The organism is Micromonospora sp. WMMD723, assembly GCF_049863385.1.
GTDB lineage: Bacteria > Actinomycetota > Actinomycetes > Mycobacteriales > Micromonosporaceae > Micromonospora > Micromonospora wenchangensis.
Window position 1 is genome coordinate 1,562,838 of record NZ_JBMKNR010000001.1, and the last position, 18,506, is coordinate 1,581,343.

16 protein-coding genes and 1 tRNA gene are annotated in these 18,506 nt (G+C 68.4%); 9 read left to right on the plus strand and 8 right to left on the minus strand.

All coding sequences use genetic code 11. The features are described from left to right. Positions 1-24: 24 nt before the first annotated feature. Positions 25-1,173, plus strand: a complete 1,149-nt coding sequence (locus tag ACN261_RS07130; protein WP_425849051.1) for an ArsA family ATPase — start codon at positions 25-27, stop codon at positions 1,171-1,173. A 59-nt stretch (positions 1,174-1,232) separates the two neighbouring features. Here the strand turns inward: ACN261_RS07130 and ACN261_RS07135 are convergent, their stop codons facing one another. Next, on the minus strand, positions 1,233-1,553 hold the full coding sequence (locus ACN261_RS07135) for a WhiB family transcriptional regulator (protein WP_088643826.1): 321 nt from the start codon (positions 1,551-1,553) through the stop codon (positions 1,233-1,235). 402 nt (positions 1,554-1,955) lie between these two features. On the opposite strand from ACN261_RS07135, the gene ACN261_RS07140 reads away from it, so the two are divergent. Beyond that, positions 1,956-4,388, plus strand: coding sequence for a penicillin-binding protein (locus tag ACN261_RS07140; protein WP_425849054.1), 2,433 nt, complete (start codon positions 1,956-1,958; stop codon positions 4,386-4,388). A 96-nt stretch (positions 4,389-4,484) separates the two neighbouring features. Here ACN261_RS07140 and ACN261_RS07145 read toward each other — a convergent pair whose 3' ends face one another. Further along, positions 4,485-4,940, minus strand: coding sequence for a GatB/YqeY domain-containing protein (locus ACN261_RS07145; RefSeq protein ID WP_421484508.1), 456 nt, complete (start codon positions 4,938-4,940; stop codon positions 4,485-4,487). Positions 4,941-4,965: 25 nt separating this feature from the next. On the opposite strand from ACN261_RS07145, the gene ACN261_RS07150 reads away from it, so the two are divergent. Both ACN261_RS07150 and ACN261_RS07155 read left to right on the plus strand, forming a co-directional pair. Next, positions 4,966-5,859 (plus strand): metallophosphoesterase, encoded by an 894-nt coding sequence (locus ACN261_RS07150; protein ID WP_421484509.1) that lies wholly within the window; start codon positions 4,966-4,968, stop codon positions 5,857-5,859. A 217-nt stretch (positions 5,860-6,076) separates the two neighbouring features. Then, a tRNA-Pro gene (locus tag ACN261_RS07155) sits at positions 6,077-6,150 on the plus strand. Between the two features lie 78 nt (positions 6,151-6,228). Here ACN261_RS07155 and ACN261_RS07160 read toward each other — a convergent pair. The 3 genes from ACN261_RS07160 to ACN261_RS07170 are packed head-to-tail and all read right to left on the minus strand — an operon-like array spanning position 6,229 to position 9,199. Continuing rightward, positions 6,229-7,446 carry a tyrosine-type recombinase/integrase gene (locus ACN261_RS07160; protein ID WP_425849057.1) on the minus strand — a complete coding sequence of 406 codons (1,218 nt, stop codon included), beginning with the start codon at positions 7,444-7,446 and terminating at the stop codon, positions 6,229-6,231. Continuing rightward, positions 7,446-7,643, minus strand: a complete 198-nt coding sequence (locus ACN261_RS07165) for an excisionase family DNA-binding protein (protein WP_204927039.1) — start codon at positions 7,641-7,643, stop codon at positions 7,446-7,448. The genes ACN261_RS07160 and ACN261_RS07165 overlap by 1 nt, the downstream gene beginning before the upstream one ends. Beyond that, complete coding sequence (locus tag ACN261_RS07170) at positions 7,640-9,199, minus strand: replication initiator (RefSeq protein WP_425849060.1); 1,560 nt, start codon at positions 9,197-9,199, stop codon at positions 7,640-7,642. The genes ACN261_RS07165 and ACN261_RS07170 overlap by 4 nt, the downstream gene beginning before the upstream one ends. Positions 9,200-10,320: 1,121 nt before the next feature. Here ACN261_RS07170 and ACN261_RS07175 point away from each other — a divergent pair. Beyond that, positions 10,321-11,388 (plus strand): DUF4365 domain-containing protein, encoded by a 1,068-nt coding sequence (locus ACN261_RS07175; protein ID WP_425849062.1) that lies wholly within the window; start codon positions 10,321-10,323, stop codon positions 11,386-11,388. Positions 11,389-12,096: 708 nt separating this feature from the next. Here ACN261_RS07175 and ACN261_RS07180 read toward each other — a convergent pair. Next, positions 12,097-12,810: a DUF3800 domain-containing protein gene (locus ACN261_RS07180; RefSeq protein ID WP_425849064.1), complete on the minus strand. Its 714-nt coding sequence runs from the start codon at positions 12,808-12,810 to the stop codon at positions 12,097-12,099. Between the two features lie 1,282 nt (positions 12,811-14,092). Continuing rightward, a complete protein-coding gene (locus ACN261_RS07185; protein ID WP_091247778.1) occupies positions 14,093-14,494 on the minus strand; it encodes a winged helix-turn-helix domain-containing protein in 402 nt (133 codons plus the stop codon). A gap of 369 nt (positions 14,495-14,863) precedes the next feature. Between ACN261_RS07185 and ACN261_RS07190 the strand changes: the two genes are divergently transcribed. Then, positions 14,864-15,082, plus strand: coding sequence for a flavin reductase (locus ACN261_RS07190; RefSeq protein WP_219465123.1), 219 nt, complete (start codon positions 14,864-14,866; stop codon positions 15,080-15,082). Positions 15,083-15,351: 269 nt separating this feature from the next. Here ACN261_RS07190 and ACN261_RS07195 read toward each other — a convergent pair whose 3' ends face one another. Further along, positions 15,352-15,612 carry a hypothetical protein gene (locus ACN261_RS07195; protein WP_421484521.1) on the minus strand — a complete coding sequence of 87 codons (261 nt, stop codon included), beginning with the start codon at positions 15,610-15,612 and terminating at the stop codon, positions 15,352-15,354. A 242-nt stretch (positions 15,613-15,854) separates the two neighbouring features. Here ACN261_RS07195 and ACN261_RS07200 point away from each other — a divergent pair, with 242 nt between their 5' ends. From ACN261_RS07200 to ACN261_RS07210, 3 genes are all read left to right on the plus strand, one after another. Continuing rightward, a complete protein-coding gene (locus ACN261_RS07200) occupies positions 15,855-16,307 on the plus strand; it encodes a GNAT family N-acetyltransferase (RefSeq protein ID WP_421484522.1) in 453 nt (150 codons plus the stop codon). A 331-nt stretch (positions 16,308-16,638) separates the two neighbouring features. Next, on the plus strand, positions 16,639-17,319 hold the full coding sequence (locus ACN261_RS07205; protein ID WP_425849069.1) for a M23 family metallopeptidase: 681 nt from the start codon (positions 16,639-16,641) through the stop codon (positions 17,317-17,319). Positions 17,320-17,391: 72 nt separating this feature from the next. Further along, positions 17,392-18,498, plus strand: coding sequence for a calcium:proton antiporter (locus tag ACN261_RS07210; protein ID WP_421484524.1), 1,107 nt, complete (start codon positions 17,392-17,394; stop codon positions 18,496-18,498). Positions 18,499-18,506: the final 8 nt, after the last annotated feature.

Here is an 18,506-nt window from a genome sequence, read left to right on the forward strand (position 1 = left end):
ACCCCACCGGCCCGATACGCTCGATTGGTGCCTTCCGAAGACGCGGCGCCCGTGCTGGACGTCGACCAGATCCTCGCCGACCCCGGCGTGCGCATCGTGGTCTGCTGTGGCGCCGGCGGGGTGGGCAAGACGACCACCGCGGCGGCGCTGGCGCTGCGGGCGGCCGAGCGGCACGGTCGGCGCACGGTGGTGCTCACCATCGACCCGGCCCGCCGGCTGGCCCAGTCGCTCGGCCTGACCGAGCTGGACAACACCCCCCGCCGGGTCAAGGGGATCGACGTCGAGGCCGGCGGCGGTGAGCTGCACGCCATGATGCTGGACATGAAGCGCACCTTCGACGACGTGGTGCTCCAGCACACCGACCCGGCGAAGGCGGCGGAGATCTTCGCCAACCCGTTCTACCAGGCCATGAGTTCCACCTTCGCCGGCACCCAGGAATACATGGCGATGGAGAAGCTCGGCCAGTTGCACGCCCGGGGCGAGTGGGACCTGATCGTGGTGGACACCCCGCCGTCCCGTTCGGCGCTGGACTTCCTCGACGCCCCGGCCCGGCTCTCCCGCTTCCTCGACGGCCGGATGCTGCGGCTGCTGCTCGCCCCGGCCCGCAGCGGGGGGCGGAGCATGTTCAGTTTCGTCACCGCCAGCTTCGGGATGTTCTCCAAGGTGGTGCAGAAGGTGCTCGGGGCGCAGCTGCTGACCGACCTTTCCGGCTTCGTCGCGGCCCTCGACTCGATGTTCGGCGGGTTCCGGCAGCGGGCCGAGCAGACCTACCGGATCCTCCAGGCCAGCGAGACGGCGTTCCTGCTGGTGGCGACGCCGGAGCCGGACGCGGTCCGGGAGGCGGCCTACTTCGCCGGGCGGTTGGGCGCGGAGCGGATGCCGCTGGCCGGGTTGGTGCTCAACCGGGTGCACCGGCCGGCGGTGGGTCTGGACCCGGCGACGAGCCGGGCGGCGGCCGACCGGCTGGTCGAGCTGGGTGGGCACGACGCCACGGTCGACGTGCTGCGGGCGCACGCCGCGCTGGCGCAGCAGGCGGCCCGCGAGCAGCAGGTGGCCCGGCGGTTCACCGAGGCGTTTCCGGCGGTGCCGACGGTGTCGGTGACGGCGCAGCCCGCCGACGTGCACGACGTCGACGGGCTGCGGACGATCGGCGCGGCGATCAGCCACCCCTGATCTGCGGGCCGGTCGAGCTGGCCGGGCCCGCGCCTGGCGGACCGTGGTCCGGTCGGGCCTCAACCGGCGGCGGTGACCAGGATCTTGTCCTTGCCGCTGCGGTCCTTGGCGTTCTTCTTCATCGCCGCCTCGAACATCTTGCGCCAGCTCGCCACCTGCGGGTGCCGGCGCAGCAGGGCACGGCGTTCCCGTTCGGTCATGCCACCCCACACGCCGAACTCGATGCGGTTGTCGAGCGCGTCGGCCAGGCACTCGTACCGCACCGGGCAGCTTCGGCAGATCCGCTTCGCGACGTTCTGCTCGGCGCCCTGTACGAACAACGCGTCCGGGTCCCCGTTCTGACACGCCGCCAGCGACGGCCAGTCAGTGATCATCCCCATCTGTACACGTCCCCCCTTGCAGTACCAACCGACTCGTGCGACCAGCCGTCGTTCCCCCCGGTCGTCCGGCCCGTTCCTTCCCCAAGGAGGCACGGACGACGTGTGGCTCGTGTCGCCGCCACCATCATGCTCTGTAGTCGCATGATTACGCAACGTTGTCGGCGAAATCCAACATTCCGGACAGTCCCGGCTTCCCGGGCCTTCGACCGCCGCTTACCCCGTCGGAGTACGTGAAAACGCTGCGCGGGCTCCACCGATCGGTGGAGACTCGACGCGGTCACCCGCAACCTCGCGGCGGGGGTCGTGCGTTTAGCACAACGAGGTCGGCGCGCGCAGGAAATGGGGAAAGAACGCCCCGGCGCCCCTCGTTCCCTACTCGCGTACCCTGTCGAGGTGACCTGGATGCGGAAACGTGACCACAATGTCTTCACCAACGCCGCATCGCTACTGATCTGCGGCCTGCTGGCCGGTGTGGTGGTGGCGGCGGCGGCCTTCCCCGCGGTGGCGATGTCCGGCCTGGCGGCCAAGGCCGGCGCGGAGACCTTCGGAGCACTGCCCAAGGAGCTGACGGTGGCCCGCGCGCCACAGATCACCTACCTGCTCGCCAACGACGGCAAGACCCCGCTGGCGACCATGTACGACGAGAACCGGCGCGACGTGAAGCTCGCGGACATCTCCCCGAACATGCAGAAGGCGATCATCGCCGCCGAGGACCACGACTTCTACAAGCACAACGGCGTGGACATCAACGGCGTGGCGCGGGCCTTCGTCAACAACCAGTCCGGCACCAACTCGCAGCAGGGTGCGTCCACCCTGACCATGCAGTACGTCCGGCTGGCCATCGCCTACTCGGCCACCCACCCGGCCGACGTGGTGGCCGCGACCGAGGACACCAGCTCCCGCAAGATCCGCGAGATGCGGCTGGCCCTCCAGGTCGACAAGGAGTTCTCGAAGGACGAGATCCTCACCCGCTACCTGAACCTCGCCTCCTTCGGCAACGGCGCGTACGGCGTCTTCGCCGCCAGCCAGGTGTACTTCGGCAAGTCACCCAAGAATCTCAAGATCGAGGAGGCGGCGCTGCTGGCCGGCATGGTCAAGGCGCCCACCACCAACGATCCGACCACCCGCAGCGGCTACCCGCTCGCGCTCGACCGGCGTAACTACGTCATCGACAACATGATCAAGACGAAGGCCATCACCCAGCAGGAGGGGGACGCCGCCAAGGCGACCAAGCTGGTGGTGAAGGACAAGCGCACCCCGAACGGCTGCGTCGCCACCAACCAGAAGGACTGGGGCTTCTTCTGCGACTACTTCTACCGCTGGTGGCTCTCGCAGGAGACCTTCGGCTCCACCACGTACGACCGGGAGCGGCGGCTCAAGAGCGGTGGCTACACCATCACCACCACGCTCGACGTGCGGGCGCAGAACGGCGCCGACCGGGCCGTCCGCAAGAACCTCGGGGTGAACAGCAAGGCCGCCCGGATGGTCGCCGCGATCGAGCCGGGCACCGGTCGGGTACGCGCGCTGTCGGTCAACCGGAACTTCAAGATCGATGACCCGAAGAAGCCGGCGAACAAGCTCTCCAGCGACCCCAAGAAGGCCAAGAAGAAGATCCGGGGCAACTACCCCAACACGGTGAACCCGCTGCTCAGCGGCGGCCAGGGCATCGCCGGCTACCAGGCCGGCTCGACGTTCAAGATGTTCACCATGGTGGCGGCGCTGGAAAAGGGCATCCCGCTCGCCTACCAGATCAACTCGCCGCCGGTCTTCAAGTCGGAGTACATCGTCGAGCAGAACTCGCCGGCCGCCTGCCCGGGGACGCACTTCTACTGCCCCAAGAACGCCTCGGCGAGCATGGCCGGCGTGCACAACATGTGGACCGCCTTCGGCAACTCGGTCAACACCTACTTCGTCCCGCTGGAGCAGCAGGTCGGCGCGGAGAACGTGATCAAGGCGGCGCAGAAGCTCGGCATCACCTTCCGCAGCAGCGACGACGCCCGCCGGGCCACCAAGGAGGGCGGCGCCAACCAGTGGGGCTCGTTCACCCTGGGCGTCTCCGCGACCACCCCGCTGGAGCTGGCGAACGCCTACGCCACCCTGGCGGCCGACGGGAAGTACTGCGAGCCGATCCCGGTGCAGCAGATCAAGGACCCGGAAGGCAACAAGCTCGACGTCGCCAACCCGCGCTGCGAGCAGCGGATCGCCACCGAGGTGGCCCGGGCCGCCGTGGACGCCGCCCGCTGCCCGGTCGGTGACCGGTCGTCGGTCTCCAAGTGCTCCGGTGCGACCGCCCGCAACGTCCGGGGCATCGTCGGCAAGCCGGTGGCCGGCAAGTCCGGCACCACCGACGGCGAGAAGACCTCCTCGCTGGTGGCGATGACCAAGCAGTTCGCGGTGGCCGGCATCATGGCCGACCCGGACTGGCCGCAGACCAACCAGCAGATGGGCCACGACACGGCGACCGGCATCAACCCGGCGGTCTACGAGACGCTGCGGGACGCCATGAAGGGCAAGCCCGGCATCGAGTTCACCCCACCCAACGGCAAGATCATCAATGGTGACCAGCGTTCCATCCCGAACGTGAAGTGCCAGTCGGTGGACGGTGCCCGGGGCAAGCTCAAGGAGGCCGGCTTCTCCGTCGTCGTCTCCGACAACAAGATCGCCTCGGAGTGCCCGGCCGGCACCGTCGCCGGCACCAGCCCCGACGGCCGCACCATCAAGGGCGGCGTGGTCACCATCGAGGTGAGCAGCGGCGGCGGCAGCACCCCGAACCAGGGCGGCAACACGCCGGGCGGGCCCGGCGGGCCAGGGGGCCGACCACCGAACGGCAACTGACCCGTACCGACGCCGACGGGCGGGCACCCCACACGGGGTGCCCGCCCGTCGCGTGTCCGACGTACCGGTGAGCGAACCGACCGGCGTGACGGTGGGTCAGAGGCCGAGCTGTCGGCGTACCTCGGCGGCGACGCGACCACCCTCGGCCCGGCCGGCCACCGCGGCCTGGGCCGCCTTCATCGCCGGGCCCATCTGGGACTTCTCGGTGAAGCCGCCTGCGGCCAGCGCCCCCGCGACCAGCTCCGTCAGCTCCTGCTCGGCGAGCTGCTTCGGCAGGTAGCGGTCCAGCACCGCACCCTCGGCGGTCTCCTTGTCGGCCTGCTCGGCACGACCGGCGTCGGCGAACGCGGCAGCCGCCTCCCGGCGCTTCTTCGCCTCCTTGGTCAGCACCGCGAGCACCTCGTCGTCGGAGAGCTCGCGCTTGGCCTTGCCGGCGACCTCGGCGTTGCCGACGGCGGCCAGCGCCATCCGCAACGTGGAGGTGGTCAGCTCGTCGCGCGCCTTGAGGGCGGCGCGCATGTCTGCGGTCAGGCGGTCCTTCAGCGTGCTCATGGACGGTCAAACTACCCTGGTCGGCATGCGAAAGCGCACACTATTCGGCCTCGCCGCCGGGACCGTCGCCGCCGGGGCGGCCACACTGGCGTACGCGTCCCTCGTCGAACGCAACATGTTCACCCTGCGCCGGTACGACGTGCCGGTGCTGCCGGCCGACGCCGAGCCGCTGCGCGTGCTGCACCTGTCGGACCTGCACATGATGCCCGACCAGCGGCGCAAGCAGCAGTGGGTGGCGTCGCTGGCCGCCCTCGACCCGGACCTGGTGGTGGTCACCGGGGACAACATGGCCCACCCCGACGCGGTGCCCGGAGTGCTGCGCGCCCTGCAACCCCTGCTCGACTACCCCGGCGCGTTCGTCTTCGGCTCCAACGACTACACCGGGCCGGTCTGGAAGAACCCGTTCACCTACTTCCTGCCCGGCCGGGAGTACACCGAGGGCGCCGCCCTGCCGTACGAGGAACTGCGGGACGTGCTCACCGGGGCCGGCTGGGCGGACCTCAACAACGCGCGCACCTCGATCAAGGCCGGTGGCCGCCTGGTCGAGCTGGTCGGCGTGGACGACCCGCACATCGAGCAGGACGACTACCCGGCCGTAGCCGGCCCGGTCACCCCCGCCGCCGACCTGTCCATCGCGCTCGCCCACGCCCCGGAACCGGCGCTGCTCGACCAGATGGCCGCCGACGGCTTCGGCCTGCTGCTGGCCGGGCACACCCACGGCGGTCAGGTCTGCGTACCCGGCTACGGCGCGCTGGTGACCAACTGCGGACTGCCCAGGGCGATGGCGAAGGGCCTGCACCGCTGGCCCGGCTCCGACTCCTGGCTGCACGTCTCGGCGGGCCTCGGCACCCACCCCACCGCCCCGGTCCGCTTCGCCTGCCCACCCGAGGCCAGCATCCTCACCCTCACCCCCCGCTGACCCCCGCTCTGCTGCCCCCTGCTCTGCTACCTCCACCGCTCCGCCCCCATGATCAGATTGCCGTTTCGCGCAGTCGTGACGGCGTGTCGTCGTCATTTCGGCAATCTGATCATGGGGTTGGGCAGGCCGGGGCCGGGTGCCGGCCTGGCCGTCGCCGGAGCGGGGGGTACCGAGTTTGATCGGCGGAGCGGGTGGGCTACTATTTCACCGCACGCCTCGGGGTGTGGCGCAGCTTGGTAGCGCGCTTCGTTCGGGACGAAGAGGTCGTCGGTTCGAATCCGGCCACCCCGACAGAGGTCAGAGGGCACATCCGATCCATGGATGTGCCCTCTAGTGCTTCTGTACAGCAGTGAAGTACAGCAGCGGTGATCACCGCAGGCTCTCCCCCAGCCGCTTGAGGGCGTCGCGGGTGGCGTCCGAGGACGCCTGCGAATAGATCTCCATCGTCACCGACACCTCGGCATGCCGGAGCACCTGCATGATGACGCGCGGATGCACGTCCAGGTCGACGAGCAGGGTCGCGCAGGTACGCCGGGCGTCGTGCACGGTGATCTTCCGAACTCCGGCGCGGGCGCAGCGGGCGTCCCAGGAGCGGTTGACGTTGCGCGGCTCGATGGGCGTCCCGTAGCGGGTGGTGAACAGCAGCGGGGAGCCCTGCCAGGCGATCCCCGCGTGATCGCGGTCGTTCTTCCTCGCCTGCTGACGGAGGTCAAGCGCCGCCGCGCAGATGTCCGGAAGTGGGAGCGTGGCGTCCGAGGTGTGCGTCTTGGTCTCGCGGTGCAGCAGTTGGCCGCCGACCCGCTGCAACTGCCAGCCGACCGACAGCTCCCCCGCCGCCAGATCGACGGCGTCCTCGGTGAGGCCGAGCACCTCGCCCTTGCGCAGGCCGAGGACCAGGATCAGCACGTACGCGGCGTACAACGGATCGCGGTCGGCCCGCGCGGACTCCAGGAAGCGACGCGCCTCGTCACTGGTCCAGGCCCGGCCCCTGCGGCGGCGGACGGGTGGGAGCTTGACCAGCGCGGCGGCGTTGCGGGTGACCAGTTCCTCGGTGGCGGCGTGGTTGAGCGCCGAGCGCAGTACGCCCCGGATGTCCTTCACCGTGCGGGCGGACGGCGTATCACCGCAGCACCGGCCGAGCGCGCAGCATCGCCGCCTGGGCTCAGGGCGGCGGGCGTCCTTGCCCTGGGCGCAGCACTGGCAGGCACGGGCCACCTCGTTGATCCAGGTCTGCACGTCGCGCACCTGGAGCCGGTCGAGCCGCTTCCCACCGAGGCCGGGGATGACGTACAGCCGAAGGATCGTCTCGTAGGTGGCGCAGGTCAGCGGCGCGAGGTTGGGGCGCACGACCTCCCGGTGCCAGTAGGTCAGGTAGTCGCCGAGGGTCGGCACGCGGGTGGCAACCGGCCCGGCCTTCGCCTGCTGGTGCAGCTTGATCCACTTGTCGTGGACGACCTCGCGGGTGGGGCCGTAGACGTACTTGCGGGTGCGCTTGCCGTCCGGCTTGGTGACCCAGACGTACGCGGCGAAGCCGTTGCGGTACGGGAAGATCGAGCCTTCCCCGTTGGCGCGGGTGCGGGCGGGCATCAGGCAGCCTCCTGCCGCTGGACCTGCTCGCGGACGTACTCGTCGACCCACTCGGGCAGGACGCGGCGGTACTTGCCGTCCTTGATGGAACGCAGCTCACCGGTGGCGATCTTCATCTTGACCTTGGACAGGCCGAAGCCGAGCAGCACGGCGACCTCGGCCGGCGAATACCAGCGCGGGGTGAGGGGTCGGGTCACGCCGCCACCCCCGACCACGCCTGGTGGGCGATTTCCTCCCGACCGACGCGTTGGCGTTCCCGACGTTGGGCGGCGGCAGTGTTGGCGAGCAGGGCGTCGCCGTCGGTCAGCCAGCCGGAACCGACGAAGGCCAACGTGCCGACGGTGACCGTGCCGGCGGCGTTGTCGCTGTCGGCGGTGTCGGTGTGCTCGGTGCGGCGGTAGGCGGCGCGGGAGTCGCGGAGCAGGCCGAAGGTGACCGAGTAGCGGCGGGCCTTGGTGAGGAAGTGGCCGCCGTAGCCGAGCATGTGCGCCCAGCGGCGCAGCCCGGCGTAGGGATTGGGTATGGGGTCAAGGTCGCCTTGACGGTCTTTCGTCTTCCCGGCTGTCCGGGTGATGTGGTGCCGGGTGGGGCGGCCGAGTCGCCAGCAGGCGTCGATGAGGCGGGCGAGGTGGTCGCCTTCCGGGTCGGCGTAGGCGTCGACCGTGTCCGGGGTGAGTCGGGTGGAGCAGTGGCCGGTGACCTCGGTGGACTTCGTGGCGTACTTGGCGAGGTAGGCGGCCACCCTGGCGTCGGTCACGTCGCCGTCGCTGTTGCCGATGCGGCGTACGTCGACCTGCTCACCCCAGGCGATCGGCCAGCCGTGCGGGCGGTCGGGGTGTGGCGGGGTGGTGAGGGTGATCTGTCGGGTGGCGGCGTGGACGGCGGCGTCGAGGTCGTCGACGGTGACGCCGGCCGGCGGCGGCACCAGGGCGTGCCGGTCGTGGGGGTCGACGCCGTCGAGGCGCAGCAGGACGTGGAAGTGCACCGCACCCCGGCGCTGCATCTCGGCGACCTTCCCGTGGGACACCCGCACCGGAGGCACCCGGCGCAGCCGGCCGGAGTCGGTGACGACCTGGACGTGGGGGATGCCGCGTCGGCGGCACACTGCGGTGAGGTGGCGTTCGACGGCCTGTTTCGTGCGTCGCCACAACTCGCCGGAAAAGTAGTTCCAGACGGCCTGGTGGTCGTGGTCGTAGCAGTCCAGGCAGAGCGGTCGACCGAGCTGCGGATCGTCGGCGTCGTGGCGGGTGAAGCAGGCCGCAGGCTGCCCGTGCGGGCAGGTGCCGGCGGTGCTCCGGGCGCGGCAGGGTGCGGGACGGCAGTCGCAGCGCCGCCGGTGGGTGCAGGTGTGTCGGGGGATGTGCCGGTGGTGCACCGGGCCGAAGGACGGCGCGGTGAAGGTGGCGAAGACGACCGGATGCGCGCTGACGGTGGTGGGGATGGTCTTGCCACCGGTCAGGCCGCAGCGGACGACCTGGAAGGCGTCACCGGCGTAGACCCAGGCGCAGTCGGGGCACTGGGCGGCACGGCGGTTCCCGCACGCCTTGTACAGCGTCCGGTCGGGCAGCTCGTCGGTGTGCCGCTCGGCCAAGACCCGGCCGGTGGCGGGTTCGACGGCGGTGAGGGTACCGGCCAGGCGGATCGGGCGGGTGCAGCCTCCGGCGGCGCGGGTGTGCTCCAGCCAGCCGAAGTAGTCCGGGGCGGCGGCGCGGCGCAGGGCCTGGGCGTCACGGCCGGCGGTGAGGGTGGACACGGTTTCTCCTCAAGAGGTGGCAGGGGACGGGCGACGAACTGCCACCGAACGCCGGGCTGATGTCCGTCGGTGGTGTTCGTGGTGTCTCCTGGCACCGCCCGAGAGGGCAGCTCACGCCGGAGGGCGGTTGCAGGCCATCGGCCTTGGACCGCCGTTGAGTTGGGTTGCTGGATCTTGGGTGATGCCGGGACGGGTGGGGTGCCTGGTTGTCGGCTACCGGCGGGTTGCCGCAGGCGATCCCCACCCGTCGAGGTGCGCGAATCCGAGGGCCATCGTGGACGGCAGGGAAGGCCGTGCTGGGCCGCTCAGCGGATTCCGGGCCGGCGCAGTGGCCGGTGCGATCGAGAGCCGGAGGGACGTGACCCGCGTCAGCGGCAGGAAGGCCGCTCGGCAGCGCCGAAGTCGAGTTCAGCGATCCGGCGGGAAGGCCGCGCTGACGTGCTCGACGAGGGCCAGAGTAGCACCGGGTACCGACACGTCAACATGCCGTGAAAGCGCAGGGCGGCCGACAGCCGACTGCCGGCCGGTGTGGGAGGACTTTCTGTACGTCTATCAAGGCGGCCCTGAGCGGGCCGCACGCGCCGCCGCCAGGGCGCGCGTCCGTCGCTCCGCTGGCGCTCCGACTCCGGCCACGCAACACGCCCGGCGGCTGGCGCGGAGGGCGGGTAGCCCGGTGGGCCGCCGTATGACGACAGGCCGTTGTCCGGTGGGGTGGTGGGGCCGGCAGCCGGCCGGGCCGCGCGGCCAGCAGTCCGCGCGGCGTAGGGGAGCGCACGCCGGGTCCGTTGGCGGCTGCTGGGTGGGTGGTGGGGTGGCGGTTACTGCGCCTCCGGCGGGGGCGCTCCGGCTCCAGGATGGCCGGGGGTCCGTCGGCGGCTCGCGGTCCGTGAGTGGTGGCGGTGGCGAGCCATCCCGCCCGCCGTCGACCCGGGCGAGCCGAGCAGACCGCCGCCCGACCCGCCAGCGTCCGTACGAGCCGTCAAGGTTCGCTTGACATGGCGGGCCGGGCGGAGGCCCGCTCCCCAGGAGGGCGGGTCGACGGCAGACGGGATGGAAAAAGTGGCGGAGCCCCGTGCCCGTTGGCTGTTGTCCCGAGGTCAAAGGACTGGTTGCATTGGACCGTGAGCAGAACGAAACGGCGTGTAACCGCGCACATCCGCGATGACGAGGGAATAAAGATCGTCAGATCTAAGCTCCCCGCGCACTGGGTAGTGCGTGAGATTACGCCCGACTACGGCTTGGATCTCCATATCGAAGTGTTTGAGCCGGACGTTGATGGAGCGGAGCACGCAGACGCGTACGGTGAACACCTATTTGCTCAAGTGAAGACTACTTCATCCGTCAGCGCTAAGAGGCTGAAGGTTCAGCACAGGCGCAATGTGGAAAAGGGGCGACTGCAATACGACGAAACCTCAGAAGAGGAGGAGATCGAGGTCGTCCGGCAGGTGCTTGAGACGTCAGAGTTGCGGACAGTGGAATCGATGGGCTCTGCTATCCCGGTTCTGCTATTGGTTGTGGACGAATCGGCGCGTGAGGTGTACTTCGTCTGCCTGAACGACTACATCTCCAAGGTGTTGACGCCCGAGAATGCCCGCTGGCGAAGCCAAGCGTCGTCTACAATTCGTATCCCTGCATTTAATAGACTGGATTATCTCAACTCAAGCTTCTCGTACATTAGGCTGTTGGCTCGCCGCGCGAAGCTGCTCTCCGCCTTCTTGACTTTTGGATATCAGCGACATGAGTACAACAGTGCCATCAATAAGGCCGCCAATCTGCAAGGCGCAACCATGGAAGCGGTACGTGCCTCTGATGTCGGAGACATGCTTCAGAAATTCTTCGCCTCCGACTTAGCGCTGGACATCTGGGAGACGGCCGGACCCGGAACCTGGAGACCGCTGGTAGATGTGCACCAAGACTTGCGTCAGTGCTTTGCAATGCTGCAAATGTCGGCGAATCACGTCTCGGCGGCCTTCTTCCTGAGTCAGGTCTGGACATGCTTTTCCCGCGCCGAGAACCTGGGCCGTATGTACGAGGAGCTTTGCCGGGAGTGGCGGCTTCCAACGGCGTTGGCTGCCATGATCGAAGCCATCGAGGCGGCAGAAAGGCCAGAAAATAGTCGTAGCGGATACTCCCCTCCAGCTACCGATACCAACGGTGCTGGTGCCCTCCAAGCGCCCCCATCTGGGTGACGAAGTACTGCCGGCGAGCGCCGCGTCATGGGTCCGTCGTCAGCGAAGAGTCAGCAAGACGCGGGAGCGCGAGTGGCGACGGAAGACGGAAACCAACGGAAGGCGTTTCAGCAGGTCAGGAGCCGCGCCGAGGATGGCGCGGGAGGCCGGGACGCCGGGGCTCTTACTTCCAGCGGAACTACACGAACCGGCACCACCCCAACGACCATGGACTTGGAACAACAACCTCGGATCGCGTGTGCGAATCAGCTGTCGACAGGAGCGGCGACAGCGACTGGCCTGGACGAGGGGCGCCCGCCGGCGGAAGCGTGCGGACAGTCGCCCGAGGTCGCGAACACGGACAGACGACGCCGGCGATCCGAACAGAGCTTGCAAGCGAGCCGTCACCTGTACCGAGCAGCCACGCGAGCCGCCAAGCGTGCGAGGATGCGCGGAGTCGCGGCCCGGACACCATACTGGGCGCGATGAACAAGCCCGGTCCATTTGCCGAACCAACTCGTGCGTGTGGGACGGCAGCCGCCAGCCAGGTCCAGAAGGATGCCACCTTAGCGGGTACGCTGGCTGGTGGTATAGCGGGTGTGGTGTTAGTACATGGAAGAGAGGCGGTCGCTCCTACTTACGTACGAGGGGCTGCCGAGGTAACTTGGTCGAGCGGACCTGCCCCACATACGTGGACAAGCAGGTCCAGCTTTTTGGGACGCTAAGCACCTACACAGCAATGGGTCCACCACTAACCTCGATCGGTCCGAGAAGGTTGGGGTACCAGTCCCAGGCGAACCTCTTGGCAGGAACCTTGATGAGACTCTGATAAGCGGCGTACGCCGTAAGATCTGCCATCTGTACCCACTGCGAGCGGTGGGAGTGCTGGAAGAGCGGATCTTCGATGACGTTGCGATGTGCCAGCTTCAGGGAACGGTGGGCGTTGTAGTAGCCGGAGTCCCTCCCATCACCATCCATGAAGATAAGCCCATGCTCTCCGGCCAGCCCCAAGCGGTTGTCGACGTGGTCCACCAGCTTGCTGTAGACAACCCCCCGTTCCCTGCTGTACGCCTTGCCGCGGGCAGTCGTCTGACGGTAAACCGTTCCTACACGAAGTACGGGGCAGGTGCCAATGGTTGCCAGTGCCTCCCTGACAACAGTAGTTCGGGTTTGCTTCGAGCCATTCCAAGAAGAGTCGAGCGATGGGTTACCTCTGCCGCCTAGGAACTTCGTAGCGTGCAGTTCATAGGATGCCGGGATGTTGTGCTGCGCGAACATTTTTTTACGTAGGTCAAGCCAGGCTCGTAGTCCGATCCGCCAGTCGAGCAAGGTCACTTCGATCCAGGAATAAACAATCCAGCCGTCGTTTGGCGATCCGGAGTCGTCTATGTAGAACATTCGCACGGAAGGCCCGACAATGGGGGTGGGGGTGGGGGTGGTCATTTCTTACCTCTGTGTTGGTCTCGAAGCGCCATCGGCGATGGGAAGGCCGGTCGGATACGCATGAGGTCCGAAAGGTGGACGTAGGAAATACGTGTTTATTATGCTGAATCCCGAAGGGCTTAGGGGCTCAACCCGTCGCCCTCTGAGTCTTCCAAGTATGCCGTGTTCCCGAAGCTCAGAAAGTCCCCGCTCGGCGGTGTCGGCGGACCATCCGTACCACATCGGCACCTTCTCGGCGGGCAGTTGAAAGCCTGGCTTTTCACTTAAGGCCACTAGAAGCATGGCAAGACCTGGAAGTTTGAGTCGATCACACCACCCGTCTAGCCAGAAGGCGTGACTGATTTTTAGGAAGCGGTCCTCAATAGTCTTGCCGTTCGGCCGGGTGTAGGGAGCGCCTGTACCGTCCTCGCGTAGGAGTGTCACTTGGACTTGCCGCTCTCGACCTCGTCGAGACCTATCGATTAGATTCCGATCTTCTATCTTTTGCAAGATCTTCGAAACGGCGTTAGACGCCGAGGCCGGCGAGGCATGCTCGGTGGTCCCGAAGGCTCGGGCCCAAACTCTGATCGGATACGCAGTACTCCAGCCGTCGGGGCCCGTGCCACTGCTGGTTGCGGCAACGATCATGAGGTAGGCCTGCAGGGCCCGGAGGTTCTTGGTGCGGACGAACCATGCCAGTGGGCCGGCGAGGTCCGTGGGGTCGGTAGCCAGGGACCGAGGTGTCTGCACGAAGGTCCGCCGTACGGGTGCCGCCTCGCGGCGGGCTCGCTTCAGCAGAGCTTCTCGGGTGTTAGCGACGCTGGCGATCGCCTCGTCTGGTTCGTCGTGGTGCACTCAACCATTAAGCACCCTGACGGCACCGACTACCAAACAGCCTTACCGGATCAGCCTGCTGGCTGGGCGGGTGAATGTAAGGCCCTGAAAGTTCAAATGCAAGATCCAACTGATAGACCCATGTGAGGACGACAGGAGGCTGCCGGTAGTCAGGCATGGAACTTCGTCCAACGGCTCCCCGAAGCCTCCCGGTCGGTGGCGACACCCCGCATCCTTAGGCGATCCGCCAGGAGTCCCAGAACAGCTGCTCCACAGGGGTCGTGGGGACAGCCGCGGCCATGCGGACGCCGGAGGCAGCGACGAGGCAGCGATCCCCTCGGTACGAAGCGGTAGGCACGGCCAGAGAACGCTTATCCAGGCAGGTTCAACAGCGCCGCCTGACACTGACCGATACGAGCCGATGACGCGTATCCGGTTCCCCGGCGGGGTTCCCCAAAGTTCCGGAGGGTCAGCGACCCACACGGATGCGGTCGGCGGCGTACAGCTCGCGGGAGCCGTCGGCGCGGAAGATCACGATGACCGGGATGCCCTCGCCCATCTCCAGTTCGCGTCGCTCGGCGGGGGTAGGCATCCGGGCGGTAGCGGTGTCGCCCTTGAGGAGAGTCACCGTTTCGGTCGGCTCGATGGCGCGGACGAACGTGCCGCGCGGTGGTTCCACGATGACGAGCCCTTCCGACCGGAGCAGTGCTACCGCTTGTCGGACGCTCGTGCGACTCAGCCCGTACTCCTGAGCCAACCGCAGCTCGCTGGGCAGTGAGGCCCCGGGCGCGAGGGCACCAGAGGTGATCCGGTCTCGCAGGAGGTCTGCGAGCTGCCGGAACACGGCGCGATCCGCACTCGGGTCGATCACGAAAGTGACGCTACGTGTCCAACAGTTCTACATCTTATTGTATCTACAGTCCTACGTCGTTACGGTGACATGAGCCGTGGCGTTGACCCCAGAGGCCGGCCCGGCACCCCGACCACCAGGACAACCGAGGGGAGAACCAGTGCCTCGCGTCTCGTACGAGGAGTACCTGACAGCCGTCGCGCTCACCCTGTCGAGACGACACCGACCGGTCTGGTCCTGGAAGCGATGGCGGACGGTCTGCCGATGCGGTAGCGAGCTGCCCTGCCACGCCACACACCGGATTCCGATCAGCCGAGACCACTGGCCCTCTGAACACAGCCAGGCCGAGGCCCCACCATCCGATCAACCGGCCACCCGGGAGGCACCGCGATGACCACACACCTTCCGCTCACGCCGGGCTGGACCTGCGGCGGCTGCAATGCCGAATGGCCCTGTCCCACCCGTCGTCAGGAGTTGCGAGCGGAGTACGACCGCGCCCCGGTGTCGCTGGCCCTCTACCTGGCCGCCCAGTTCGTCGACGCCGCCCAGGACCTGGCCCATGTCCCCGCAGGCAACCTGCACTACCGATTCCTTGGCTGGATGCGATGAGCGCCTCCGACTCGATGCAGGCAGCTCCGCGTCCGACGTCAGCAGTACAGCAGCGAAGTACAGCAACCGAGCCGACCACACCCGACCCAGCGCGACCCCGACAGGCCGCATGGCCTCGGATGACACCCGATCCGACCGGCTCGCCGCCAGTTCGGGACGAAGAGGTCGTCGGTTCGAATCCGGCCACCCCGACAGAGGTCAGAGGGCACATCCGATCCATGGATGTGCCCTCTGGTGCTTCCGTGCAGCAGTAAGGTACACAGCAGCGGTCACCGCAGACTCTCGCCCAAGCGCTTGTGGGCGTCGCGGGTGGCATCCGGGGTCTGCGTCTTGATTTCCCGGTGCAGCGGTTGACCGCCGACCCGCTGCAACTGCCAGCCGATCGACAACTCCCCCGCCGCCAGGTCCACGGCGTCTCCGGTGAGGCCGGGCACCTCACCCGTGCGCAGCCCGAACATCAGGATCAGTACGTACGCGGCAACGGAATGCGGTCGGTTCGCGCGGACTTCGCGACCGACGCGCCTCGTCACTGGTCCACGCCCGACCCCGGCGGCGACGAACCGGTGGAAGATTGACCAGGGCGGCGGCGTTGCGCGGGGTCGGATACTGTCCGGATCATGCAGTGTTTCGCCGCTGGGCGCACCCGCTTCTGAGGGACGGCTCGATCTGAGCCACGAGTTGCCCGACGTGTCGATCAGGTCGGGCTGTTCGACATACCCTCAGACGAAAGGCACTGAAAGTCATGGATCTACGTCCGTTTCGGTCATCCGATATGGAGCCACTGCTCGAACTGACCATCGCCACCTTCGGCCCGTTCTACGAGGACTCGTTCCGGTCGATCGTGGGCGACGCCATCATGGTCAACCAGCATGGCACCTGGCGTGAGGACTACCGCGAAATGTGGCTCGGGCTGCACGACCCGCAGAGCAACAAGCACGTTGTCGTCGCCGAGGATGGCAACACACTCCTCGGATTTGCCGCCTGGCAGACGAACCCCGACAAGCGCAGTGGTGCGATCGACATCATCGCCGTGGCGGCGGATCAACGACGGCACCACGTCGGAACGGCACTGTGCGTACATGCCTTCGAAGCGATGAAGCAGGCCGGGATCGAGGTCGTATCGATCGGCACGGGAGGCGACCAGTTCCACGGCGCCGCCAGGGCGCTTTACGACAGTCTCGGCATGACCGCCCTGCCCCTGGTCCATTACTACAAGACCCTCTGACGGCATGCTGGTTGGCCGTCGACTGCGGCCAACCGGTATCCCAGTCTTACGAGAGGTCGAGCCCCGACCGCCGACGCCGGGAGGTGCCGGAAGCGTCCGAGGGCCGGGCAAGGCCGGGTCAGGTAAGCGCACCAGCAGGGGCAGCACCGATCATCCACGAGTGAATATGACTGTCAGGCATAAATATGCCTGAGGGGCATGGAGCCTTCGCCCGAAGACCGTCCCTGCCGGTCGACCACCATGCGCCAGCGTGGGCGGGGAGAAGGAGCCGGGGCCGCAGGGGAGCACGGTGGTCGTAGAGTCGGTGGCCGGGAGACCGTAGAGGAGCCCGATGTCGATCCCCGATCCGGTCGTGCTCGCCCTGCCGTTCCGGGGCACCTGGCTGGTCCGCAACAGCCCCGCCCGGCGGGTGCCCAGCCACGGCACCGACCTCTTCGCCACCACGTACGCGATGGATTTCGTGGCGGTGCGGGGGCGACGGACGGCGACCGTCCGGGACTGGCGGACGCTGCTGGCGACCGAGCCGCCGCAACGGTTCCTCGCCTTCGGGCGGCCGGTCCTCGCCCCCGCCGCCGGCCGGGTGGTGGCGGTGCACGACGGGGAGGTCGACCACGAGGCCCGCCGGTCGCCGACGACGCTGCTGTCCTACGCGCTGACCCAGGCGGCCCGGGTCCGCCGGGGCGCGGGCGCCGTCGCCGGCAACCACGTGATCGTCGAGCTGGCCGGGCACCAGGGGTACGTCCTGCTCGCCCACCTGCGCGCCGGGTCGGTCCGGGTGGCGGTGGGCGACGAGGTCGACGTCGGGCAGGAGCTGGGCGACTGCGGCAACTCGGGGAACTCCACCCAGCCGCACCTGCACCTGCAGGTGATGGACGCCGCCGACCCGTACGCCGCCCGGGGTTTGCCGATGGCCTTCCGGCACTACCGGTCGTGGCGGCGGGCGGGCGACCCGCCGGTCGAGGTCGACCGGGGCATCCCGGGCGAGGCTGCGGTGGTCGAGTCGGCGCGGTGACCACCACCCGCCCGGTGGCGTCCGTCGCCCGGCGCGGCGCGACGACCCGGTTTTCCTGGCAGGGTGTACGGCATGCCCGCGCTGCCCCGCCCCCGGATGTCCGACTGGACGATCGTGGTACCCGTCCTCGCGGTGCTGCTGCTGCTCGTCACCTGGAACCGGAAACTGCCGGGCCTGCTGGTGGCGGTGGTGGCCCTCCTGCTGGCCGGCGCGGTGCTGGCGGCAGTGCACCACGCCGAGGTGGTCGCCCACAAGGTCGGTGAGCCGTACGGTTCGCTGGTGCTCGCGGTGGCGGTCACCGTCATCGAGGTCGCCCTGATCGTCACCCTGATGATCAGTGGTGGGGACAAGACCCAGGCGTTGGCCCGGGACACCGTCTTCGCCGCCGTGATGATCACCTGTAACGGCATCCTCGGGCTCTCGCTGCTGCTCGGCGCGCTTCGGCGACGGGTGGCCGTGTTCAATCCGGAGGGCACCGGTGGGGCGCTGGCCACCGTGGCGACCCTCGCCACCCTGAGCCTGGTGGTGCCGACGTTCACCACCAGCAAGACCGGCCCCGAGTTCTCCCCCGCCCAGCTCGCCTTCGCGGCCGTGGCGTCGCTGGCCCTGTACGGGCTGTTCGTGATGGTGCAGACCGGCCGGCACCGGGACTACTTCCTGTCGGTGACCAGCGACGGCGGCGTGGCCGACGCCGACGGCGACGGGCACGCCGACCCGCCGTCGACGCGTACCGCGGTGACGAGCCTGGTGCTGCTCCTCGTCGCCCTGGTCGCCGTGGTCGGTGACGCGAAGACCGTCTCGCCGACCATCGAGGCCGGGGTCGCGGCGGCGAACCTGCCGCAGTCCTTCGTCGGGGTGGTCATCGCGCTGCTCGTGCTGCTGCCGGAGACCCTGGCCGCCGCCCGCGCGGCCCGCCGGGACCGGGTGCAGATCAGCCTCAACCTGGCGCTCGGCTCGGCGATGGCGAGCATCGGCCTGACCATCCCGGCGATCGCGCTGGCCTCGATCTGGCTGGACGGGCCGCTGCTGCTCGGCCTCGGCGGCACCCAGCTGACCCTGCTGGCGTTGACCGTCGTCACCGGGGTGCTGACCGTGGTGCCGGGCCGGGCCACCGTCCTGCAGGGCGGGGTGCACCTGGTGCTGCTCGCCGCGTTCGTCTTCCTCGCCGCCAGCCCCTGACCCGCCGC